Annotated in this window: 19 protein-coding genes and 2 pseudogenes; 3 read left to right on the top strand and 18 right to left on the bottom strand. The window is 62.6% G+C overall.

What is annotated here, in order from left to right; all coding sequences use genetic code 11:
• Positions 1-38: 38 nt before the first annotated feature.
• From ACVWYQ_RS12495 to ACVWYQ_RS12515, 5 genes are read right to left on the bottom strand one after another with little or no spacing between them, the layout of a single operon-like run.
• Complete coding sequence (locus tag ACVWYQ_RS12495; RefSeq protein WP_109142916.1) at positions 39-1,334, bottom strand: ArgE/DapE family deacylase; 1,296 nt, start codon at positions 1,332-1,334, stop codon at positions 39-41.
• Complete coding sequence (locus tag ACVWYQ_RS12500) at positions 1,331-3,019, bottom strand: dipeptide ABC transporter ATP-binding protein (protein WP_456725664.1); 1,689 nt, start codon at positions 3,017-3,019, stop codon at positions 1,331-1,333. The genes ACVWYQ_RS12495 and ACVWYQ_RS12500 overlap by 4 nt, the downstream gene beginning before the upstream one ends.
• Positions 3,016-3,849 (bottom strand): ABC transporter permease, encoded by an 834-nt coding sequence (locus ACVWYQ_RS12505; protein ID WP_456725665.1) that lies wholly within the window; start codon positions 3,847-3,849, stop codon positions 3,016-3,018. Before ACVWYQ_RS12505 ends, ACVWYQ_RS12500 begins: the two co-directional genes overlap by 4 nt.
• Positions 3,849-4,850, bottom strand: coding sequence for an ABC transporter permease (locus ACVWYQ_RS12510; protein WP_271544029.1), 1,002 nt, complete (start codon positions 4,848-4,850; stop codon positions 3,849-3,851). The genes ACVWYQ_RS12505 and ACVWYQ_RS12510 overlap by 1 nt, the downstream gene beginning before the upstream one ends.
• Complete coding sequence (locus ACVWYQ_RS12515; protein ID WP_271544027.1) at positions 4,847-6,424, bottom strand: ABC transporter substrate-binding protein; 1,578 nt, start codon at positions 6,422-6,424, stop codon at positions 4,847-4,849. Before ACVWYQ_RS12515 ends, ACVWYQ_RS12510 begins: the two co-directional genes overlap by 4 nt.
• Positions 6,425-6,635: 211 nt before the next feature.
• Here ACVWYQ_RS12515 and ACVWYQ_RS12520 point away from each other — a divergent pair, with 211 nt between their 5' ends.
• Entirely contained in the window at positions 6,636-7,496 is an 861-nt protein-coding gene (locus ACVWYQ_RS12520) for an AraC family transcriptional regulator (RefSeq protein ID WP_057026658.1), read from the top strand.
• Positions 7,497-8,049: 553 nt separating this feature from the next.
• The gene (locus ACVWYQ_RS12525; RefSeq protein ID WP_404539168.1) at positions 8,050-9,153 is read left to right on the top strand and encodes a L,D-transpeptidase family protein; all 1,104 of its coding nucleotides are present in this window, start codon (positions 8,050-8,052) and stop codon (positions 9,151-9,153) included.
• Positions 9,154-9,167: 14 nt separating this feature from the next.
• Here the strand turns inward: ACVWYQ_RS12525 and ACVWYQ_RS12530 are convergent.
• Both ACVWYQ_RS12530 and ACVWYQ_RS12535 read right to left on the bottom strand, forming a co-directional pair.
• Positions 9,168-9,602 (bottom strand): annotated as a pseudogene (locus ACVWYQ_RS12530) (type III glutamate--ammonia ligase); the annotation flags it as partial.
• Between the two features lie 128 nt (positions 9,603-9,730).
• Positions 9,731-10,957, bottom strand: coding sequence for an aminotransferase class III-fold pyridoxal phosphate-dependent enzyme (locus ACVWYQ_RS12535; RefSeq protein ID WP_404539165.1), 1,227 nt, complete (start codon positions 10,955-10,957; stop codon positions 9,731-9,733).
• 273 nt (positions 10,958-11,230) lie between these two features.
• Here ACVWYQ_RS12535 and ACVWYQ_RS12540 point away from each other — a divergent pair.
• Positions 11,231-11,935, top strand: a pseudogene (locus ACVWYQ_RS12540) (GntR family transcriptional regulator); the annotation flags it as partial.
• A gap of 109 nt (positions 11,936-12,044) precedes the next feature.
• Here ACVWYQ_RS12540 and ACVWYQ_RS12545 read toward each other — a convergent pair.
• The 11 genes from ACVWYQ_RS12545 to ACVWYQ_RS12595 form a co-directional block, all read right to left on the bottom strand.
• Positions 12,045-13,721, bottom strand: coding sequence for a N,N-dimethylformamidase beta subunit family domain-containing protein (locus ACVWYQ_RS12545; protein ID WP_404539162.1), 1,677 nt, complete (start codon positions 13,719-13,721; stop codon positions 12,045-12,047).
• Between the two features lie 80 nt (positions 13,722-13,801).
• Complete coding sequence (locus ACVWYQ_RS12550) at positions 13,802-16,063, bottom strand: N,N-dimethylformamidase beta subunit family domain-containing protein (RefSeq protein WP_456725666.1); 2,262 nt, start codon at positions 16,061-16,063, stop codon at positions 13,802-13,804.
• The gene (locus tag ACVWYQ_RS12555) at positions 16,053-16,403 is read right to left on the bottom strand and encodes a hypothetical protein (protein ID WP_128263209.1); all 351 of its coding nucleotides are present in this window, start codon (positions 16,401-16,403) and stop codon (positions 16,053-16,055) included. Before ACVWYQ_RS12555 ends, ACVWYQ_RS12550 begins: the two co-directional genes overlap by 11 nt.
• 48 nt (positions 16,404-16,451) lie before the next feature.
• Positions 16,452-17,519, bottom strand: a complete 1,068-nt coding sequence (locus tag ACVWYQ_RS12560; protein ID WP_271544018.1) for an ABC transporter substrate-binding protein — start codon at positions 17,517-17,519, stop codon at positions 16,452-16,454.
• Between the two features lie 22 nt (positions 17,520-17,541).
• Complete coding sequence (locus ACVWYQ_RS12565; protein ID WP_128263207.1) at positions 17,542-18,348, bottom strand: ABC transporter permease; 807 nt, start codon at positions 18,346-18,348, stop codon at positions 17,542-17,544.
• Positions 18,345-19,223, bottom strand: a complete 879-nt coding sequence (locus ACVWYQ_RS12570; RefSeq protein ID WP_128263206.1) for an ABC transporter permease — start codon at positions 19,221-19,223, stop codon at positions 18,345-18,347. Before ACVWYQ_RS12570 ends, ACVWYQ_RS12565 begins: the two co-directional genes overlap by 4 nt.
• The gene (locus ACVWYQ_RS12575) at positions 19,220-20,329 is read right to left on the bottom strand and encodes an ABC transporter ATP-binding protein (protein WP_271544298.1); all 1,110 of its coding nucleotides are present in this window, start codon (positions 20,327-20,329) and stop codon (positions 19,220-19,222) included. Before ACVWYQ_RS12575 ends, ACVWYQ_RS12570 begins: the two co-directional genes overlap by 4 nt.
• Positions 20,330-20,437: 108 nt before the next feature.
• Entirely contained in the window at positions 20,438-21,226 is a 789-nt protein-coding gene (locus ACVWYQ_RS12580) for a shikimate dehydrogenase family protein (protein WP_456725667.1), read from the bottom strand.
• A 13-nt stretch (positions 21,227-21,239) separates the two neighbouring features.
• A complete protein-coding gene (locus ACVWYQ_RS12585) occupies positions 21,240-21,887 on the bottom strand; it encodes a class II aldolase/adducin family protein (protein ID WP_271544013.1) in 648 nt (215 codons plus the stop codon).
• The gene (gene otnK, locus ACVWYQ_RS12590) at positions 21,884-23,170 is read right to left on the bottom strand and encodes a 3-oxo-tetronate kinase (RefSeq protein ID WP_271544011.1); all 1,287 of its coding nucleotides are present in this window, start codon (positions 23,168-23,170) and stop codon (positions 21,884-21,886) included. Before otnK ends, ACVWYQ_RS12585 begins: the two co-directional genes overlap by 4 nt.
• A 201-nt stretch (positions 23,171-23,371) precedes the next feature.
• On the bottom strand, positions 23,372-23,962 hold the full coding sequence (locus ACVWYQ_RS12595; protein ID WP_271544009.1) for an NADPH-dependent FMN reductase: 591 nt from the start codon (positions 23,960-23,962) through the stop codon (positions 23,372-23,374).
• Between the last annotated feature and the right edge of the window lie 5 nt (positions 23,963-23,967).

The raw sequence follows: 23,967 nt of genomic DNA on the forward strand, positions 1-23,967 counted from the left end.
CGCGAACCTCCCTCTTTGCGGTGAGTTTCTTCTTTCGGCTAATTGGCCTCGATGCCGCACCAGCTCGCGGTGAACAGCGCAAGCGCCTTGGTGACGCGCTTGACCGAGGCGAGATCGACGCGCTCGTTGAAGCCGTGCGCGCCTTCCATTGTGGCGCCGAAGCAAAACGCAGGCACGCCGAAATCGAGACCATAGAAGCGCGCATCGGTCAGTGCGGTTGATGAGAAGCTGGTCAGCTTGCGGCCGAACACATGCTCGTAGACCGGAGCGAGAACCGCCTCGCTTTCCTGAATCTCCGTCGCCTCGTAGCCCGGCGACAGGAAGCCGGACCAGACGATCTCCGGCGGATTGTTGGCGAGGAATGGATGCGAGCGCGCCGCCTTGGCGACGAAATCCACGATCTCGGCCTGGGCGTCGGCGATCTTCCAGCCGGGCAGCACACCAATGCGGCAATCGACATCGCACCAGGCGGGCACGCTGGAGGCCCAGTCACCGCCCTTGATGATTCCAGGATTGAAGTTGAGCGGATGCTCGACCGATTTGAACGAGGGGTGCGTCTTGGCGCGCTCGTTCCATTCGGCCTCGAGACCTTCGAGCTTCTGGATCAGGTGGATTGCAGCCTTGATCGCATTTGAGCCGGTGCCGGCTCGTGCGACATGGACTGGTATCCCGCGCACTTTCAGGCGGAACCAGATCACGCCGACCTGGGCACGCATCAGCTTCTCGTCGGTCGGTTCGGGCAGGATGCAGACATCTGCACGATAGCCGCGCTGAAGCGTGGAGAGCGCGCCGAGACCGGTGCTCTCCTCCTCGATCACCGATTGCAGGTGGATGCGGCCCTTGGGCCTGTAGCCCGCGGCCTTGATCGCATCGAGCGCGTAGAGCGCCGAGATGGTACCGGACTTCATGTCGCCGGCGCCGCGACCATAGAGCCAACCGTTCTCGACCACCGGCTGAAACGGTGGCCGCTCCCACATGTCGAGCGGACCTGCCGGCACGACGTCGCAATGGCCCTGAAGGATCAGTGAGCGGCCCTCTTCCCTGGCCGGCCGGAAGGTGCCGACGACGGAGCGGGCACGCGAGAAATCGGTCTCGACCGGACCGTAGCCCGGCAGCGCCTTCAGATCGTCCTGGTTGATGACCCAGTCATCGACCTCGTAGCCGCGATCGCGCAACAGCTTTGCGAACATGTCCTGACAGGGCGCCTCCGCCGCGCGCGTGCTCGGGATCGCCGTGAACGCGATCGTGGTGTCGATCTGCTCGTCGAAGGCGGCATCCACAGCGGCCTCGATGCGCTCGCGCGCGCCGGCTGGAAGGGGACGGCTGTCGGTCATGAATTCATCCTTGCTGTCGCTAGTGTGCCGGTCACGCTGGCAAAGCCCGGCTGGTCAAAGAAATCGCGGCCCGGGATCGCATCGAGCAGGTCGCGTGTGTAGGCGGCTTGAGGGGCCGTGAAAACGTCCGCGGTCGCGCCCTCTTCAACGATGCGCCCCTTCTGGAGCACGATGACGCGGTCGGCGATCTCGGCGGCGATCCGCAGGTCGTGGGTGATGAAGATCATGGCGAGCTTCATCTCCTGACGGAGCTCGGCAAGCAGCGCCAGCACCTGAGCCTGGACGGAAACGTCAAGCGCCGACACGGCTTCGTCGGCGATGAGCACGCGCGGCTTGAGTGCCAGTGCGCGCGCAATACAGATGCGCTGGCGCTGGCCCCCAGAGAATTCGTGGGGGTAACGATCGGCGGCGACGGCGTTGAGGCCAACTCGCACCAGCAGCTTCCTCGCCTGCTCCATCGCTTCCGTGCGCGACGTGCCAAAGGCCATCGGTCCGCGCGCAATGGCATCGCCGACCTTCTGGCGCGGATCGAGGCTCGCAAACGGATCCTGGAACACGATCTGGAGCTGTTTTCGCGCCTGGCGGAGCGCCTCGCCGCGGAGCTGGCGCAGATCCTGGCCGTTGAAGCGGATGACACCGCCATCCGGCTCGGTCAGACGCATGATCATGCGCCCGAGCGTCGACTTGCCGGACCCGGATTCGCCGACGACGGCGAGCGTCTCGCCCTCGTACAAGGTCAGCGAGATGCCGTCGGCCGCGACGACCTCGCGCGGCGGCTGCAACAGGCCGCGCTTGACCCGGAATGTCTTCTCAAGACCGATGACTTCGAGCAGCGGTGTAGGATGGACCGCGGTGCGGCGGATCTCGTCGAGCCGCGCCTTCGGCACGGCATCGATCAACTCGCGGGTGTAGTCAGCCTTAGGACTGCGCAGGACTTCCTCGACCGTCCCCTGCTCCACCACCTTGCCGTGACGAAGCACCACGACGCGGTCGGCGACATCGGCAACGACGCCAAAATCATGGGTGATCAACAGCACGCCCATGCCGCGGTCGCGTCGGAGATCGTCGATCAGGCGCAGGATCTGACGCTGGGTGGTGACGTCGAGCGCTGTGGTCGGCTCGTCAGCGACCAGGAGCGCCGGACGGTTGGCCATCGCCATCGCGATCATGACGCGCTGGCGCTGGCCGCCGGACAGTTCGAACGGATAGCTCTTCTCAAGCAGCTTTGGATTTGGCAGGCCGACCTGCGTCAGGAGCTGCTGCACGCGTTCGTGCACCTCGATTGTCGACGGCATCGGCTTCTGATGGGTGAGGATCATCTCCTCGATCTGCCTGCCAACCCGCTTGAGCGGGTTCAGCGAGGACAACGGCTCCTGAAAGATCATCGCGGCTTCGCCCCCGCGCAGGCGGCGCAGCGCCTGCCGGTCGAGCTTTGCCGGATCTTGTCCTGCGACAGTCACGGCGCCCGCGGCAATATTGACGCTCTTCGGCAGCAGCGACAGCACCGCATGGGCGATCATCGACTTGCCCGAGCCGGACTCGCCGACGAGACAGACGACCTCGTTGGGCTTGACCTCGAAGGAGACGTTCTCGACCGCGAACGGGCGATCGCCGCCTTCGGGCAGCGCGATCGAGAGCCCCTCGACCGACAGAACGGGTGCCTTGGCTTGCACGGCCTCGCTCATGACCGGCGCCTCGATACACGCGGATTGAGCACATCGGAGAGACCTTCGCCGAACAGGTTGATGGCAAGCACCGTGATGAGGATCGCGAGCCCCGGAAACACGCTCATCCACCAGGCATTACGGATGACGGTGCGGCCGGCTCCGATCATGAAACCCCAGGACATCAGATTGGGATCGCCAAGGCCCATGAAGGACAACGCGCTTTCGAGTAGGATGGCGGTGGCGACCGTCAGGGAGGTCACGACCAGGATCGGCGAGATCGCATTGGGCAGGATATGGCCGAGCACGATCTGCAAGGTGCTCTCGCCCTGGCACAGCGCGGCTTCGACGAACTCACGATTGCGCAGGCGCAGGAACTCGGCGCGGGTGAGCCGCGCCAGCGGCGGCCAGCTCACGGCGCCGATGGTCAGGATGATCGTCAGCAGCGACGGGTTGAAGGTCGCGACCAAGAGGATCGCGAGCACGAAAGCGGGGATGGTCTGAAACAGCTCGGTCACCCGCATCAGCACGAGATCGACCTTGCCGCCGAAATAGCCGGAGATTGCGCCGATCGTGACGCCGATCACCATAGCCGCCATGGCCGAGGCGATGCCGATGACGAGCGACACGCGGGCACCATAGGCAACACCGGCCGCAACGTCGCGGCCGAGCGTGTCGCCGCCGAGCAGCAGGCCGTCCTCGCCGGGCGGCGTGAACGGCGCGCTGACCATTTCCCAGGGCGAGACCGGAAAGACGATGGGCGCGATGAGCGCGATGACGACCACGACAAGCAGCACGACGAGGCCGACCATGCCGCTAGGATGACGCAGGAAGGCGCGAGCCGCATCCATCACGCAGCTCCTGTCGTCATGCGGGGATCGATCAGCCTGTAGATCAGATCGGTCAGCAGATTGAGCACGATGACCACGATTGACAGAATGAGAAAAATGCCGAGCAGCACGGGATAATCACGCTGGAGCAGCGCATCGAAGGTCAGCCGGCCGAGGCCCGGCCAGGCGAACACCGTCTCGATGACCACGGCGCCGCCGACCAGCGCGCCGGCCTGCATGCCGGCCACGGTGACGACGGGCACCAGCGCGTTGCGCAGCATGTGGCCGACCACAATGCTGGGCCCGGACAGGCCCTTGGCGCGCGCGGTCTTGATGAAGTCCTGCTGGGCGACCTCGATGATCGAGGACCGCATCAGCCGGGCATAGATCGCGAGATAGATAGCCGCCAGCGAGGTCACCGGCATGATCATGTGCTTGGCGATGTCGAGCACATGCTCCAGCGGCGAGAGCTTCACGTTGATGGTCTCGTAACCGAACGGCGGCAGCCAGCCGAGTGTCACGGAGAAGACCAGCACCAGCATCAGCCCCAGCCAGAACACCGGCGTCGCATAAAGCACCAGCGACAGCACGGTGAAAACCGTATCGAGCACGCTGCCCGCCGCCAGCCCCGCGAGCGCGCCGAGGGTCGTGCCGATCAGCAGCGCGAGGCAGAAGGCCGTCACCGTCAACAGCAGCGTCGCCGGCAGCCGTTCCAGGATGAGATCGACCACCGCGCGGCGCTGGCGGTAGGAATAGCCGAGGTCGAGCCTGACGACGCGGCCGAGATAGCTTGCCAGCTGCACCGCGTAGGGCTTGTCGAGCCCATATTCCTTGCGCAGATCTTCCAGCAGCTTCGGATCGGACGCGCCGGATTGGCCGGCCATGACCTGGGCGGGATCGCCAGGGGCGGCCCGCACCAGCACGAAGTTGAAAGTGGCGATGACGAGGATGACGGCGAGGAGCTGGGCAATCCGGCTCAGTGCCATCAGCCCGATCGTCGCCGCGCTGCCGAGACGGATCACGATTTGTAGACCGACCCGAAAGTTTCGTGCGAGCCGATGCCGGTCGACACGATGTTCTTGAACGCCTTGTCGTAGATGATGGGATATTCGAGCTCCAGCGTCCAGGCGACCGGCACGTCCTCGACCAGGATCTGCTGCACCTTGGAATATAGCTCCAGTCGCTTGGCCTCGTCGAGCGTGACGGCGGCCTCGTCGAACAGCCTGTCGACCTCAGGGTTGGAATAACCTTCGGTGTTCGAGAACAGGATGCCTTTCTTGATGTTCGACGACACGTAAGTGCGGGAGACGCCGAGCGCGGGATCGCCGAGCTGGTAGAGCAGGTTTTGGGTCATCTCATAGTCCCAGTTGCCGACCTTCTCGGCCCAGCCGGCCATGTCGGTGCCGACGAGAACGAGATCGATGCCGACGCGGGCAAAGCTCTGGCGGAAGAACTCGCCGGCGCGCTGATAGGATTCGCCGTAAGGCGGCACGATGTATTTGATCTCAGCGCGCTTGCCGTTGGTGTCGGGCTTGAGCCCCATCTCATCGAGCAGCGCCTTGGCCTTGTCGATCGAATAGTCGTAGCGCTTGACCTTGCCGTCGTAGAATTTCGTCTTGGACGAGATCGGGCCGGTCGCGACCTTGGCGCTGCCGAAATAGACCCGCTTGGCGAGCGCGTCGCGGTCGATCAGGTGCATCACCGCCTGCCGGAAGCGCTTGTCGTTCATCGGCGCGATACGGTTGTTCATCTCGAGCCACTGGTGCGGCGCGAAATACTCATAGCCCTTGGTGGTGACTTCGAGGTTCTTCTGCGCCTTGAATCGCTGCACGTCGAAGAACTCGACGTCGGTCCATTGCGCGAGTTGCACCGTGCCGTTCTCCAGCGCCAGCGCGCGTGATGCCGAATCCGGGATGATGCGGTAGATGATCTCATCCAGGTACGGCTGGTCCTTCAGATAGTATCCTTCATGGCGCACCAGATGGACATGCGAGCCGCGCACCCATTCCTTCAGCTTGAATGGGCCGGTGCCGATCGCCTTGTCGTTCAGCGGGTTCTTGCGGTAGTCGGTGCCTTCATAGATGTGCTTTGGCACGATCGGCGCCGAGGTGCAGTCAAAGCAGCCGAGGAACGGCGCAAAGGGCTGCTTCAGCTTGAACACGACGGTGAGCGGATCGGGCGCCTCGGCCGAAGCGACGCGCGCAAAATTCTGCCGCGCGCGCGGATGCGTCTCCGTCAACACCTTCATGCAGCTGAACACGACGTCCTCGGACGTCATCGGCTTGCCGTCGTGGAAGGTGATGTTGGGAAACAGCTTGAACGTATAGGTCAGCCCGTCCGGCGAAATCTCCCAGGACTGCGCCATGCCCGGCATCGGCTTGAGGTCAGCGCTATATTTGAGAAGACTCTCGTAGATCTTGCCGCCGAGCGTCAGCGTCGGCTGTTGCTGGTTGAAGGCGGTGACCAGCAGCGGCGGCTCGGGCTGGATGATGGTGTTGAGTGTTCCACCGCGGGTCTGGCCGGCCGATCGCGTGATGCCGAAGGGGATAGCGGCGCCGGCGGCCAGCATGGCCTGGGTGAATTCGCGTCTGTTCATCGAGCTCTCCGTGTCGCATATCGGCGTGAGAAGGACCTTGCCAGACGCCGTATTCGGCTTTGACGAATCTGACCGGCGCGAGCATTGTTGCCAAACGCCCTGTCCCGCGCTACCTGATCGGGGACAAGAACCATCGCGATCGGGCCATATCTGGCCCGGAAGATGCATAAGAGCCTTGCAGAAAAGGACTTGGATCGGGAGTTCACGACACGTGAAAGTCGTAGCGCGGCGAGATGTGACTGGCGAATTGCGAACCTGCAGCAAACAGGAGGGCCCCGCAGCGGCCGCCAACTATGCCGGACAACTTCAGACGATCGCGCGGCCGGTCGCCGCGATGACCGCAACTTATCCGAACGAGAGCACCAGCACGCGGCACGCGCATCGGCGCGACCAGTTCATCCTGCAGATCACCGGCGTCACGGCGATGATGACCGAGCGCGGTCATTTCGTGGTTCCACCCGGGCATGGTTTATGGATTCCGGCCGGCGTTGTACATCAGTCGCGCGCCTGGGGTGAAGTCGAGGCCCAGACGATCTATGTCACGCCTGATCGCCGACGAGGAACGTCGGAGACGTGCCGCCTGATTCGCGCATCCTCGCTCGTCGAAGCCCTGATGGACGAGGCGGTGCGGATGCCGCAGACCTACGACCAGGACGGACGCGACGGCAAGCTTCTCGAACTCCTGCTCGCCGAGATCTCACACATGCCGGAGGTGACGCTTCACGTGCAGGTGCCACCGGACCCCCGCCTTGCGGCGATCTGTAAGGCAGTGCTTGGCGACCCCTCCTCGGACCTCACGCTCGACGACTGGGCAGACAAATGCAGCCTCAGCCGGCGAACGCTGACGAGGCTGTTCCGCCGCGAGACCGGTCAGAGCTTTTCAGTGTGGCGACAACGCGTGCGGCTCCTGGAAGCTTTGGCACGCCTGGGCGCAGGCGAACCCGTCACATGCGTAGCGCTGGACGTGGGCTATGACAGCCCGAGCGCATTCGCCGCCATGTTCAAGCGCGAGCTGGGCGCTGCACCGCGGCATTATCTTCGCTGGACAGATCAAGAAGTCGTGCTGCGCTAGTCGCTAGCGACGACGTCGGTTCGTCAAGATGAAAGCCGCGCTGAGACAGCCATCTTGTAGTAATGGTGGTCGCGCCAGCGTGTGCGTTCGCCGGTAGCGGGGACCATCTTGCAGCAGAACCATGATGTGTCATCGCGTGCTGAAGCGTACAGGCGCCGTGATGGATCGCCTGGCGCCCTGCCGGAGTTGCCGGCGAGGTACGGAGCACCAGCGCGATCACCTCTCGGTCGAGTTCAGCTGAGCCTGCCGAACGGGCGAGGCTTGCGGAGAGCACATTGCCTCGAGGTCGTGCACTCCGTAGACGATGTCGTCCGATTGATCCATAGTATTGCAATCGAACGACTTGTGTTGCGCCTTCGCGTGCTCGCCGGACGCGGCGTCGAACCGCTGAAACAGCGTCCGGTGGTTCGGCGACATCGGGGGCAGAATGATGAGGCTTTTCCGGCGAATGCGATGGTGTCGGAGCGGAAGTCGGTCGAGGAGGCTACGATGTTCGTCGGACTTGAGAAATAGCGGCGCGCGGCGGGCTGGAGGTACAGCAGTGATATGCGCCATGGTCCGACACGCAATTGTGCTGGCGGCGGCTTTTGCCGCTGCCTTGACACCTGCCACATGCTTCGGCGAAAGCAGCAAGCCGCTGCCCGCCAAGGCGACGCAGGAATTGCCGGCCGAGCTGCTCGCGCTGCTCGAACAGAAGAAGATGCCGAAATATTCCCCTATCCTTGTGCGTCTCTTCAAGGACGAGGCAGAGCTCGAAGTCTGGAAGCAGGACACGGCCGGCCGTTTCCAATTGCTGAAGACCTATCCGATCTGCCGGTGGTCGGGCGATCTCGGGCCGAAATTGTACGAGGGCGACCGACAGGCTCCGGAAGGGTTTTATACAGTTACGCCTGAGTTGATGAACCCCAACTCCAATTTCTATCTCTCGATCAACCTCGGCTATCCGAACAGCTTCGACAGGGCAAACAAGCGAAACGGCAGCTTCCTCATGATCCACGGCGACTGCTGGTCGAGCGGTTGCTATGCCATGACGGACGAACAGATCAGCGAGATCTATTCGCTGGCGCGTGACTCATTCCGCGGCGGCCGAACATCGTTCCAGGTCCAAGCCTACCCGTTCCGCCTGACACCGGTGAATCTGGCGCGCCATCGAAACAATCCCAACCTGCCCTTCTGGGAAATGCTCAAGGTCGGCAACGATCATTTCGAGACGACACAACTCGAACCCAAAGTGGATGTGTGTAACCGCCGCTATGTGTTCGATGCGCAACCTTCCCCGAATTCGCCGCACCCTCTCGTGTTCAATCCGATCGAGAAATGCCCTCCCTTTGTCGTCAATCCGGAAATCGCGCGAAGGGCGCTGGAAAAACGGCGCGCCGACGAGCGCGCGTACGCGCAATTGCTTGAAGACAACGTGCCAGTTGCCCCGATCTACAGCGGATTGGACGGCGGAATGAACAAGGCTTTTCTCGCACGGTATCCGGGCAGGGTGACGCTTGCGAAAGTGATGCCATATGCATCCTACCTGCCGCAATTGCCACCGATCCCCTGGACCGACAATGATGGTTCGTTGACGAGCAAATGGTTTGGTACCTGGTCCTCCAGATCGTCTGTGTGTGATACGGCGCGTGCCGGCTTCCCATCGCGCCAGTGCTGAACACCTGTTGCGACTCAACAGTCCAGAGTGCTGTCGCGCTCCCATTGGGTCAGATCGCGTGCGTAGTCGTTCCACTCCTCATACTTCAGCTTGAGATAGGCGGGTACGAACTCCCCGAGATGATCCCGCAGCACGCTTGAGTGTTCGAGCGCTCGCAAGGCATCGAGCAGATTCATCGGGAGCCGCTTGGCCGAGGTCACGGTGTGCCCCTCGGTATACATGTTGATGTCGAGTCGCTTTCCGGGATCTCGCTTGTTGCCGAGGTCGTCGAGCCCGGCGGATAGAACCGCGGCCTGCAGCAGGTAGGGATTGGCAGCACCGTCGGCGAGCCGCAGCTCGAAACGGCCGGCCTCGGGACTTCGCATCAAGTGGGTTCGGTTGTTTCCAGTGTAGGTGACCGAGTTCGGCGCCCAGGTCGCGCCCGAGACCGTTCGCGGCGCGTTGATCTTCGCAATCTTGCGCGTCGAGCGACCCGCTGATTAAGAGACAGCGACGGGTAATGAACAATCAATCATTTACTGGTCGCACCACGGGCTTATCCGACCGAACATGGGCATTCGTCGCACCATCATTCTCTTCAAAGTGCCGCCACAGTTGCAAAGCCGTGCTCCGCGGCCTCGAGTGCAACGGCGATGTCGGCCTCGGTATGGGCGGCGCAGAGGAACATGTTGTGCTTGGGATGGAAGTAGACACCTCTTGCAAGCATCGCGCTGCAAAACGCCGAACCTTTCCGATAGTCCGGGTCCCCTTCAAACAAAAGCGTCGGCATTTGCACTGGCCCCGATTGACGGATTGAAAGTCCGAACTGATGGGAGCGCGTCTCGAGGCCATCACGCAGCGTTTGTCCGAGCTGCCCGAGGCGGGTCGGAACATCGTCCCTGCGTACTATCTTCAATGTCGCGACGGCAGCAGCCATGGCGACGGCGCCGGCCCAGAATGACCCCGTGACAAAGACCTGGGATGCAGCACGACGCAGCCAATCGGCTCCGGTCACAGCCGCCAGGGCATAACCATTGGCGATCGCCTTGCTCCAGGCGGACAAGTCGGGCCGGACACCAAGGCCTTCCCAGCTACCCGCGGCATTCAGGCGGAAGCCGGCGCGAACTTCGTCGATGAGCAGCGCGGCGCCCTTGCTGTCACAGATGCGACGCGCCGCACGGGCGAACTCTACGGTGGGAAGTTCCTGGTCGACCCCGAGATCGTGGCGGAAAGCCGAAATCAGAATTCCGGCAAGATCATCACCCGCCGCGTTGGCCGCCGCCTCAAGGCTCTCGACGTCGTTGAATGTGAAGTATGCGAGATGGGCGCGATCCTCCGCGGTCACACCGAGAAGCGACGGTGAGCACCACGGCACGGCACCATGATAGGCGCCCTTAGCGGCGAGGATCTTTCGCCGACCCGTTGCAGCCCTTGCGATCGTGACGCACGTCGTCGTCGCATCGGTGCCGTTCTTCTGAAACTGCGTCCAATCGGCATGTGCCACCATATCGACGACAAGCTCGGCCAACTCGACCATGACTTCCGCCGGACCATTGAGGCAGTCGCCGTCACGCCGCTGACGCTCGGCGGCCTCCTCCACCTCGGGATGGTGATGACCGAGCAGGTTGGGACCCCAGCTGCACATGAAGTCCACGTAGCGGTGACCATCAACATCCCAGAGCACGCCGCCCTCGCCGCGGCTGAAGAACTGCGGATACGTCTCGGGCAACTTGGCCGCGTGGAGATGTCCCCACATCCCGCCTGGCACGACCTTCTTGGCGCGCGCCCGCAGGGCAGCATCCCTTGTCCTGATCAATTCCGGCATGCCTTCTTCTCCTTTAGTTTTGATATATCATATATTATGTTCTCGGTTACAAGGGGATTGTTGCTTTGCCTGACCCGGGCCGTCGAACCTCGGCTGGCGGAGCCCGACTTCGAGCTGACGAATTTGGGTCTCGGGAGGACCTTGAAGTTTCTGTCGTAGAAGAAGCGCAGACGGTCGGCGCGCAAGAACGATCTCCTATATTATATATGAAATGGATTCGAACCCGTGTCGGCGCGGATAGCCGAAACGGCCCAGACCTTTCGGGGACCGAGAATGGTTGACGTTGAACAGAGACCTGGCGAGGGCGGCGTGGGCCCGGTGGCTCGCGACAGCCTGACAAGCCTGGTTTACAACAATCTGCGCCAGGCGCTGATGGAAGGCCGGTTCTGGCCGGGCCATCGCTTCAAGATCCGTGACCTTGCTGCGACCATGAACGTGTCGGAGACGCCCATTCGCGAAGCCCTGATGCAGCTCGTGCGCGGCCGCGCGCTCGAGATGCAGGCGGGACGCTCGATTATGGTCGCCCACATGACGGCCAAGCAGTATATCGAGCTCAGGACCGTCAGGCTGTTTCTCGAGGGACTTGCCGCCGAGCACGCAACCACGCGCATCTCGGAAGCCGATATCGACAGGATGGAGGCCACTCACCGCGAGCTGATCAGCGCGGAGAAGGAGCATAGATGGTCCGACGCCGTTCGCGCCAACTGGCAATTCCACCGCGGTCTCTATGATGGATCGGGGCTTCCCGAAGTGCTCGCCATCCTCGACGATATCTGGATGCGGAACGGACCCCTGTTGAATTTCCATTACCCGCACGCCCCCCCGACCTATCCCAACGAACACCAACATCTGTCGGTTCTCAAGAATCTGCGGCAGCGCCGGCCGGACAAGGTTCGCGAGTCGATCCAGGCCGACATGATGGAGGGTGGCCAGAATCTCGTCCGGTTACTGGAAAAGCATGGCGGTACGCGCTTCATGACTCCCGAGACGGCCGTCGACGACGACGTCGAGATTGAAGCGACGAAGACGCGCGCCGCGCCAGCTGCCAAGGCAGCAGGCGCGAAATCCAGGCGTCGTTGAAAGCTGCTCACGCGGAACGGGGCGCAGTGAAGCGATCCAGGATGTTGCGGGTGATCCGCTGCGTGAACGGATCGCCGCGCTTCAGCCCCATCACCCATTCGCAGGTCGCGGCTGTCAGCACCTCGCCCTTGCCGCGGGTCATGTGCACCATCATGCCGGAGCCGTATTTGTAGCGGGCCAGACCCTCGGGCGTGACCTCGCCGGTGATGCACTCCACCAGGCCTTCGTGGTCGCTGCTGCGTACGTAGTAGCGGAAGCCCTCACCCTGCGGCTCGTCTTCCGCCAGGACGGCCGGCGCCATCGCCAGGATCTGGATGGTCTCGGGCTGCCCTTCGACCGGAACCGGAAAAGGAAGACCGTTGCGGAACGTGTAGTCCAACCCGTCGACCTCGTAGGCGAAGATGTGCTGCTTGTCGCCGAAGACGTCGGCATAGTGCAGTCCCGTGCCGGCAAACGCCCAATGCTCCGGGCGATAGATCGTAAAGCCTCTTTGGCCGTTCGGCGCAAATCCGCCCCAGGATGCGTAGAGGCCGTGCGCGCCGTTCACGCCGACCGTCGAGGCGCCCGGCCAACGGACGTTGCGATCTTCCCAGGCAGACGTCATCAGGCGCGCGCGGTCCGTACCGACGATCGGATCCTTGTGGATGGCTTTGAACTTGTAGCAAACTTGGCGCTTGCCGTCGTCCTCGAGCCGGATCTGCCACAGGAAATTCGCGCCGAAGCGCGCGAGGCGCCCGCCGCCCTCCACATAGCGCTCGATCGCCTCGCGCATCTCCCATGTCCAGTACTCGTCATGGCCGATGATGGTGACGCAGGGGTAGGCGTCGAGCAACTCGGGCCGGTAGTGAAGATCGGTCTGGGTGATCATGTCGAGCGCGTAGCCTTCCTTCTGCGCCCAGAGCACGAAATGCCGGTCGTACTGGGCCCAGCCCGCCGCCGCGTAATACTGGCCAAAGCCGTTGGAGAAGGCCCACTCCTTCATCGGGTAGCGGGGCGCGTCGCCCATCTCGGGCGCGGGATCAGCGCAGATGCGCGGTGCGCCGGACGGCAGCCAGACCATGCCGCGCGTCCATGGCCGCTGCAGCGACAGCACCGGCGACGGCTCGTCGCTGTCAGGACCTTCGACGCCGAAATAATGATTGGCACCGCCAAAATCATTGTAGGCGGTCCAGGTGCCCGTCGGCAGGATCATCAGTATTTTCGCGCGCCGCGTCTTCTCCGTCGGCCGCACGACGAAGAAATGGTGCTGGATGAAGCGGGCCCCATTCGCTCGCTCGCACGACGAGACCACACGATAAAAGCCCGAGCGCAGATCCGGCGGCAGCGTCCATCGGTGAGCGACCGGCCAGTTGCAGCCATTGCGATAGGCATCGGACGGCGTAGCCGCGAACACGCCGTCAAGCACATCGATCTCATGCACCATCTCGGGCTCGAGACCGTCGCGATAGATCTGCAACCGCCAGACCTTTGCTGTTGCCGAGGAGCGAAAGACAACTTCGTCTCCCGGGTCGTAAGACATCGCATCGGTATAGGTGTAGACTTCCGCAACAGAGGGATCGCCGCGCGGAACCTCATACCAGGGCTGGCTGGCCCAGTGCTCGTCCGCATGCATCGGGCGCGCCTTGCGGGGAGCGACATTGACGGATCCCAATTCAGGCGGATGAAACTCAGGCTTGTCCGACATGACAGCCTCCCTGGTTCGAAAAGCCATCTCTGGCGGCGAGATGGCGGCTTTGCATGTTGGGCCGAAATCGAGGCTGCAGTCTAGGTTTTGGCAGGCATGACGAACGGCCTCGGATCGAGAAACCGATTCACGACGTTCAACGTGATGGTGCTGATGTTGTTGTCATAGTTGTTGTGACCCAACGACATGCCGTAGGTGATCGATCCCGTCGCAAAGACGGCGCCGCCATGGGCGGTCTCGAAGAACACCATGTCGGCGCGCACCAGCGCATTTTGCGTGCCGTCGAGACCGTCGACCACGGTGCGAAACTCCTCCGGTGTGGGCAGCGCGCCCGCGCCCAATCCTTCGGATGTCGCGATCCGCAACGCATGCGGCGGCGTTCCGAGTTCGAGATCGTATCGATCGATCTCGCTGCCGACGGCACCATTGTAGCGAAATCCAAAATCACCGAATTTTTCGTGACGGCCTGTGCCCTCGAAGATGAACGCGACACGCGGATCCTCGCTTTCGGCCGTGCGCAGATAGTAGCCGCAGGTATCGTTGATCATGGCGGAGAACCCGACGCCGACCAGCTTCTGCGGCGCAAAGCCCGAATGCCGCCACAGCGATCCCGGCTCCCCGGTGCCGGCTAGATGCACTTCGCCGGGCTCCGATTCCCAGGTGCGCGTCCCGGCCATGCCGCGGCGAACCTCCAGCGCGGCGGGCGCGGCCGGGTGAAAGCCGCAGCGCCAGTAGAATGCATTGCCTCCCATCGAGATGTGCCGCCCGCCGGCGTTCTGATACGCCATGATCGCGTTCATCATGTTGAAGCTGAAATATTCGGGATGGGTCGGCGTCATCATGACCCGGTAAGGAGCGAGCGCCCGCGCTCCTTCCCGGTCAAGCTCGACATCCGTGATCAGATCGTAGGCGATCCCCTTCTCCTCGAGCCAGTCAAGGATATGGGTGTCGTTGATCAAATTGAACCAATAGCCGCGCGGACGCATGTTGAGGATGGGCCGCAGCCAGGAGCTGTAGGCCCGCCCCGAGCCGTCGACATGGCAATCATAGGTCGACTGGCCGATCTCCGGGTTCTCCTGCATGAAGACGTCATCTTGCGGCAACCACAGAACGTGCTCCATCAAAGTCTCGAAGTGAACCTGATAGAGACGCAACGCGCTGTTGGCATAAGCCAGATATGTCGCGATCGAAGCGACCACGACCAGATCCGCCCGCCGGGACGCCTTGCCGGGCGTCACGAAGAAGGTGACGTAGCTTTCGCAGTCCCGGTCTGGATTGTCACCTCCCGAGGTCAGCCGGAGCGCGTAGACGCCTGATCGCCAGTGGGCTGGCACATCGAGCGTGCAGGTTGTCCGCCATTCGCAATCGTAGATATCGTCGCTGTGGAAATGAATCGCCGCATACTCCTGCGGCGACAGCCGCCAGTCGTGAACGGATCCAGACCATTGAAAGCCGGTCACGCCCCTGCGGGGCAGTTGGTGGAGGCTGCCGTGCAGGCCGTTCGGTGAAATATCCTTGATCGACAGTGACGAGATGCCGTTTGCGAAATCCCAGAAGGCGACAAGCCCTGCATCGCTTGCTCCCGTCCGCAACCGGCCGTCGAATACCCGCAGCGCCTCTGCGCTCAATGGATACGAAAAGACCCGCGGAGCTTCAATCTTGCCATCGAAGTGCGAGGTATATTGGCGATCGCCATTCGCATGATGGGCCGCAATCAGGAACGGCAGGCCGGAATCGAGCGCGGGCGCTTGCGGCAGGGCAAACGATTTCGAATAGGCAGCGACTGGCCGAACGCCATCTGCCGGAACGATCAGCGATAAGGAGACCGATCCCCCCGCAAGGTCAAGCGCGCACGATACGAATGCCCAGACGCGCGGGCGCAGCTTGACGTCGAGGGCAAAACGCGCCGGCGTACCGCTCACCTGGCCCAGCACCAGCACCAGATGCCCCTCCTCGTCGAGTTCGAGCGCGTAGCCGCACGCCGAGCGCTCGCACCAATTTCCCATCACGGCCTTGGCATTGTCCGCGATCCGCGTCGGATACACGTAGGCCCCGAAACACCAGTGCCCGCCGGTCGGGACCAGTGCACCGTCGTGGTCAATGACGACGTTGGATCCCGGCCGGATCGGCTGGTCGAGGCAGGCATGCTCACCGTCAATGGGGCTCGTTATCACTTCATATTTGAAGCCAGGGCCGTTGCTGTCGACATCGCCGCAGCGCAGCCTGAGCACCTCGACCTTCACGCTCGGCCGCTTGCTGCTGAGCTGGAATCTGACGGGCTCGCCTGCCGGGACGCTGATGCGATCCGGATAGCCGAGATATTCGTTGGTCCTATAGATCACCGGAAATCTCCGCAGGCAGCGTCGTTCCCGTCATTTCCTGCCAACGCAGCTTGAAGACATGCCACTCCGCTTCAACAAGAGAGGTGAAGACGCGATCATCGACGAAAGGCATGGGATCGCCGCGACGCTTGGGGATGCGCGACAGCCGCCAGGCCTTGCCAGGTTCGAGCACGATCAGAACAAGCCGTCCTTCCGGCTTGCCCCAGCGCATCCGGGCCAACAGCTTGCGGAGTTCCGGGCTATGCGCTCCGAGCGGACTTGCGCGGAACTCCTTGACGAGATCGAGCCTTCCGGGATCGATCACGTAGCGCAGCGCGCCGGGGTCACTGGTGTGATCCATGCTCGGTCCTCACTTAGAAGCGCAAATGGCGGGAGAAGCTAATGCGGCCTAGCGAGTCAGCCAGGCCATCCACCGCTCGCGCAGTTCGTTACGGTGCTCGCCGATCCAGGCGAAATCGGGCTTGACCAGCTTTTCGTAGTTCTCCGGCGAAGTCGCGTAGAGATTGCGCTCCTCCGGCTTCAACAACTCGATGGCCGACTTGCTGGCCGTCGCATAGTTGACAGCGCGCATGAACGGCACATGCGCATCGGAGCTCGCATAGAAGAAGTCGAGATAGGCCATGGCGGCTTTGAGGTCGGGCGCACCCTTGAGAACAGCCATGTAACCGGTGTCGCGAATGGCTTGGTCCCAGGACATGGCAACCGGTACGCCCTCCTTCACCACGGCGAGCGCGCGGCCCGAATAGCTCATGGCCATGACGACCTCGCGGCTGCGCATGATCTGCTGCACCTGGTCGCCGGTCTTCCACCACACCGCGACATTGGGACGGATCTCGTCCAGCTTCTTGTAGGCGCGATTGATGTCCAGCGGGAAAAGCTGCTCCGGCTTGACGCCGTCGGCGAGCAGCGCGGCTACCGGCACCCACCAATCGCTGTCGCCGGTGTCGGGGAGCCCTCGCGGCCCGGGAAACTGCTTGACGTCCCAGAAGTCCGCCCAGGTCTTGGGCGCTTTGTTCTTGAACGTTTCGGTATTGTAGGTGATCAGCATGCCGCCGGTCGTGCGGGCGACGCCGTAGGGCTGACAGGCGTCGGAGACGCCGAACTTCTGAACGTTGGGCAGTTTCGCACAATCGATCTTCTCGAGCATATCGGTGCGTCCGACCAGGTCGGGACCTGTTGCCGTGACGATGTCGAACTCCACCTTGCCGGTTCGCTGCATCGCCTTGGCGCGCGCCCACTGATCGGGCACCTCGATTGCGACCGGGACGATTTCGACATTCTTGGCCTTTTGGAAGGGATCGTAGAAATATTTTGCGAGGGTGTTGCCCATCAGGCCACCGGTCGTTGCAATCACCAACTGGTCTTCCAGTTTTTCAGCGGCAGCCGGCAACGCTCCGGAAAGAACCGAGGCAAGCACGACAGCTGCCGAGTTCCACATCCAACCTGTTTTCAGCATCGACGATCTCCTCTCTGGCTTCTCACTGGCTCGCTATCCGGGTAACGCTGCGGGATCGGAGGACCTGGGCCCCCAGCAGAATCAAAATGGACAAGACGATCAGCAGCGTCGCGATCGCGGGAATCACCGGCGTCAGGTTCTGCTCGATATCCTCGAACATTCGACGCGGCAGCGTCTTCTGTCGCACACCGGACAGAAAGAACGATACCACCGGCTCGTCGAAGGAGATGATGAAGGCGAACAGCGCACTGCTGACGAGATTCGGCAGGACGAGCGGCAGCGTGACCAGGCGGAAGGCTTGAAAGCGTGTCGCGCCGCAGCTCATGGCGGCCGCCTCCAGATTAGCATCGACCTTTCCCAAGGCGGCGGCCATCGTGAAAACGACGAAGGGCAAGGTGAGCACCGTATGCGCGAGCACGAAGCCCGGAATCGTGCCGGAGAGTCCGATCGTCTGAAAAAACAGATAAAGGCCGACGGCGAGTGCGATATGCGGCACAATGATCGGCCCGATCAGCAGGATCTGGAAAGCGGTGACCAACCGGCTGCGGCCGCGGATCATTGCATAGGTCGCGGCTGTGCCGATGACCGACGCGAAAAGAGCGGTCAGCAAGGCCACCTGCACGCTGAGCCAGGTGGCGGCACGCCATTGCCTGCTGTCAAAATATTCCGAGTACCATTTCAGCGTGAAGCCGGACGGCGGAAATGCCAGATAGTCGTTCTGGCTGAACGACATTGGGATGACGATGACCAACGGCACGATGATGAAGGCCAGCACGGCATAGACATAGGCCGCCAGCGCGAGCGATCCGCGGTCGGTCGGCGGCTTCATGAGGCATTCCCCATCAGCCGGTCGAAGCGAAGCGTCTTGCTGAAGATGACCGCAAGCAACGTCACGAATACGGTCAGTACCCCGACCAACGCTGCAGCGAAGGGCCAATCGAGGACCTCACGGATCTGCTTTGAGACGAGCGTCGAGATCATCATCTCCTGCGGCGAACCGAGCAGGGCGGGCGTGATGAAGAAGCCGATCGCCGTGAGGAACACGAGCAGCGAACCGGAAACGACGCCCGGCAGGCTCAAGGGAAGGATGACCTCCAGAAAGGTCCGCAGGCGCGTTGCGCCGAGCACGGCGGCCGCACGCGCATAGTCGCTCGGAATGCTGCGTAGTGCGCCGTAGATCGGCAGGATCATGAACGGCAGAAGCACGTGGGTCATGGCGATGACCACGGCGCTCTGGGTATAAAGCAGCTTGAACGGCTGTGACGTCAGACCGAGAGACATCAACGCCGAATTGATCAGCCCGTTGCGCTGGAACAGGAATGACCAGGCGGCGGTGCGTACCAGGACGCTCGACCAGAGCGGCAGGATGACACAGACCGCGACAAGGGCGGCGACCGTTCCCTTTGCCCGGCTCATGTAGTAGGCCACCGGGAAGCCGAGGACCACGGACAAGGCGGTCACCAGCGTTGCGGTCCAGAGCGTGCGCAGCAGGACGCGCATGTGAACCGGGTTTTCGACGACGCGCGCGTAATTCTCCAAGGTCGGATGCGGCTCGAGAATGCTGATCACCAGGAGCTGCAGGATCGGATAGACAAAGACGAAGGCGACGAGGGCGAAAAATGGCAGCAGCAGCAGCAACGTCGACAGGCCACTCAGCCGACGGCCATCGGAACGCCAGAAATGCGATCGCCGCGCCTCCATCATTGCCGCTCTCCCCGGTAGAGCAGCATCGCCTCCGGAGGGATCGCGAAGGACGCAACGTCGCCTGGGGTCAAAGAGCTGAGCTGCGAGGCGCCGGGGATTCGCGCCCGCATCTCGGTGCCGTCAGGCAGACGTCCGATCAGCAGCAGCGCCGCCCCGGCATAGACGATGTCGCTCAACGTCACAGCGATGACTTGCCCGCTGGAGCCGGCGCCGAACTGCAGCCGCTCAGGCCTCACGGCCAGCACCGCGGCCTCGCCGGCTGCAACCGGCTCAACGGCCGCCGTGGCCGGCAGACGCCATGTTTCACCCCATGGAAGAGCCACGGAGATGTCGTCGCCGACGCTTTGGACGGCGACGTCGACGAAATTCATCTCGCCGATGAAGCCGGCAGTAAAGAGATTCGCGGGCCTTTCGTAGAGCTGGCGCGCCGGCCCGATCTGCTGGATCTTGCCGTCCCTCAGGACGGCGATCCGGTCGGCCATGGTTAGCGCCTCGCTTTGGTCGTGGGTGACGAAGATGACGGTGATGCCGAGCTCGGCGTGCAATCGCTTGATCTCGAGCTGCATGTCTTCGCGCAGATTCTTGTCGAGCGCACTGAGCGGCTCATCCATCAGCAGGACGCGCGGCTGATAGACGATGGCACGCGCGAGCGCCACGCGTTGCTGCTGGCCGCCCGAAAGCTCATTCGGGCGACGGTAGCCATAGCCTGCCAGCCGCACGGTCGCGAGCGCGGCTTCGGCGCGCGCGTGACGTTCAGCCGTCCGGAGACCGCGCATCTTCAGGGGAAAGGCAACATTGTCGAGAACCGACATGTGCGGGAACAGCGTGTAATTCTGGAACACCATTCCCAGATTGCGTCTGTTCGAAGGAACATAGGTCAGGTCTTCGGAATCGACGTGAATGGTGCCGCTGGTCGGGAATTCAAATCCTGCGACGCTCATCAGGATCGTGGTCTTTCCGGAGCCGCTTGGTCCGAGCAGGGCGACAAACTCACCGGCAGCAATATCGATATCGACGCCATCGACGGCGGATACGGCACCGAAGCGCTTCTCCAAGCCACTGATGCGGATCGATGCGCCCGATGCCGATTGTCTGGCCGATGCAATATCCACGGAGCCTCGCTTCCTTCTGTCTGCCTCGATGCGGGCGACCCTTGCACCCAATCCAAAGCCGCCGGCACGGCTCCGCTTCGATAAAATATTTGATATATCAGGCTATCGCGCGATGAACCCGGCGACAAGGGCCATCTGCGCATCGAGCATCGGCTTTCCGCCGATGACCTTTGCGCCCTGCGCAGCCGCCCTTGCGAGAAGCCGCGTGACGGCAGGATTGACGATGATGTCGCTGACGGTGGCGTCGGGACCGACGCCTTCGATATCCAGCGGAAGCGGGTCGTCCGGTTTCATGCCGAGCGACGTCGTATTGACGATGAGATCGAATGCGCGTGCCTCCGCACGACCGGCGCTGACCTTCGTCGCGGGATAATGCGCAGCGACGGCGGCCGCAAGCGCGCGAGCTTTCTCCTCATCCCGGTTCATGATCATGAGTTCGCGGGCGCCGGCCTCCGCCAAGCCGAATGCAGTTGCACGTCCCGCGCCACCAGCACCGACCTGGAGCACCTTCCGATCCCGAACCGCGATGTCATGCTGAGCGAGGCTGACGATGAATCCCCTCGCATCCAGATTGTCGCCAACGAGACTTCCTTCGGCCGTTCGCTTGACGAAGTTGACCGCGCCGATGCGCCGTGCCGCCTCCGTCATGTCATCCAGATGCTCGGTCACGCAGGTCTTGTGCGGGATCGTGACGCCGAAGCCGAAGACGTTGCGCATCAGCCTGATGCTTGCAACGACGTGGCCGAGATCGCCCGGCAGGACGTGGATCGGCGACACCGCCAAGTCGTCGCCGACCGATCCGAAATAGGCATTCATCACCGCACTCGCCCGCACATGATCGATCGGGTCGGCGAGCACGAACATGATCTTGGTCCTGCCGGTGATCTCCATGAAGCTGTCCTTCTCAGGCCGGCAAATCGGCGCGGCCGTAACTGCCGTAGCGCTCGACCACCCGCGCCATTTCGTCATCGGCAAGGATCGCGGGTTCGCCGGCCTGACAGGCGAGCAGATACTGGCGGGCAAGGGTTTCGAGCTTCACGGTAAGGTCGAACGCCGCCTGCAGCCCTTTGCCCACGGCAATCATCCCGTGGTTCGCGAGCAGACAGGCCTTGCGCTGTTTCAGCGCGGCGACGGAGCCCTCGGCGAGAGCCCTGGTGCCGAATGTGGCGTAGGGTGCACAAGGCACATCATTTCCACCAAAACTGGCGACCATGTAGTGGAATGCTGGAATCGGCCTTGCGAGGCAGGACAGCGCGACGCAGCAGTCGGCATGGCTGTGCACGACCGCGTTGACATGCGGATAGGCGTTGAGGATCGCCAGATGCATGTGCCATTCACTCGAGGGCAAGCCGTCTCCAACCACCGTTCCATCGCGCTTCAAACGGACGAGACCGTCGATCGTCGTATTGCCGCTATTGCCGCCCGTCGGTGTAATGAGAATGTCTTCTCCGATGCGAGCGCTGACATTTCCGCTGCTGCCGTGATTGAAGCCCTTGGCTTCCAGGCGCGCTACAGTCTCCAGCACGGATTGCCTAAGTTCGCGTTCGTTCAATTCACCGCCTCCGGATTCAACATCGCTTCGAGCGTCGTCGCGAACAGGTCGACAGGGCCCAGCTTGCCGGACTTCAGGCAGAGGGCCACCGGATCCTCGTCTTCGGTCACCGCAGTGCCGATGCCGGGCCCGCCATAGGGACCGACCCGCAAACGCCGAATGCCGAGCTGTTCGACGATCGAACCAGACGTTTCGCCACCGGCCACGACGAAGCGCCGCACGCCGACACCGCGAAGAGAGACAGCAAGCCGACCAAGAATGGTTTCGGCGAGTTCCGCCGCGCCTTCTCGGCCGTACCGCTGCTGAGCCATTTTAACGGCCTCCGGAGCGCCCGAGGTGGCGAAGCCAACGGGACCGCGGCCCAGCCGCGGCCGCGCCCAGTCGAGCGCATCGCCAACCGTCGCCGCCACATCTTCAGCGTTCAGAAGATTGATGCGAAGCAAGGGATGGCTCTTCTCGAATTCAGCAAGTTGCTCCAACGTCCGCTCAGCGCAACTCCCGGCGAGGACCACGCCGCCGCCGCCAACCGCGCGCAGACTGGGCGGCCTCCTGTCGGCGGCGACGAGCCCGCGCGCCTTCCAGATGTCCGGGTAGTGCTGCACGATCGTCGCGTTGCCCGTCATCAGCTTCCAATCGCAAGTCAGCGTGGCAAGCGTATTGAGATCCCGATCGTAGATCGCATCTGCAATGAAGTAGCGGATACCCCGAGCCGCCGCTTCCGCGATCACGCGTCCGGCCGAGTCCGCGCCGGCGTCGACCTGCGAATGCGCCAGAAGGCCAACCTTGGCCCGCGTCTGGCGCTGCAGAACCCGCACGAGATCGGGATCGGTCATGGGTGTCAGCGGGTCATTGCGTTTCGGCGAGTCCGAGATCAGCTCGATCCCGAGAAACAGATGACCGTTATAGACGGTCCTTCGAAGGGCGGGAGAAGCCGGGCAAAAGGCGGTGTATTCGGCGCTGGTCAGCTGCATCAGCAGGTCGGAGACCGGCCCGATATTTCCCTGGTCGGTGGAATCGAACGTCGCACAATATTTGAAGAAGATTTGCCTGACGTCCCGCGCGAGCAGCGCCCGTGCCGCCTTCGCGGTCATACCGACGGCTTTGTTCGCGGGGATCACCCGCGTCTTCTGCGCGACCACGATAGCCGGCACATCGCCGCAGCTGCCGACGAGATCGGGGTCGGTGACAAATCCGCATTCGATTCCGGCAGCGACCAGCATGGCGGCCGTTTCCATGCCGCCCGTCAGATCGTCCGCCACCACCCCGAAGATGAGCTTCGTCATGCGTCTCGCAGATCTCAAGCAGATACCTGCGAACTCTGATACATGATATATCAAATATGTGCAATACCGCCCGCCGCTGGAGACATATCCGACATTGACGATGCGGTACTGTACCTCGACGGCGTGTTCGGGTGTTCGGACTAGTTCCGGTCAGACGAGTCGTTTTGATAGCCGTGGCGCGATCATCTCCCTACGTCGCATTCAGTACGGTGGCGCCTTGCGCTGCCGCTGTGCCTTGCCGGCCTCCACCCACCACATCAGATCGTCTGCAAAGCGGGGAAAGGACTGTTCGAGCGCGTTGCCGCCCTCACCGGTCGGCTGGCCGTCGGCCGAGAGGGTCTGACCGATCGGCCCGACGGCGACCGTGCTCGAGATCACCACCATGCCCATTTCGGACAATGTGCCGTGCCAGGCGGTGGCGGCGCGCGCTCCAGCCAGACGCCCGGCCGAATAGCTGACGATCGCAGCAGGCCGCCAGAACCACTCCTCCAGGAAGTGGTCGGTGAGGTTCTTCAATCCGGGTTGAACGCCCCAGTTGTATTCGCCGGTGACGAAGATGAACCCGTCCGCCGCCTTGATCTTCCGTGCGAGTTGCTCGAGCGCCGCGGGCGCCTCGTCCTTCGGGTATTCCTTGTACATGCGGTCGAGAATCGGGAGGTTGATCGCCTTGGCGTCGATCAGCTCGGCCTCGTCACCTCGGCGGCGCAGCTGGTCGACAACGTACTCTGCAAGCCGGATACCCATCCGGTCGGAACGATAGGAGCCGTAGAAGACGAGGATTCGATTGCTCATGGGCA

Source organism: Bradyrhizobium sp. USDA 3397, assembly GCF_054060965.1.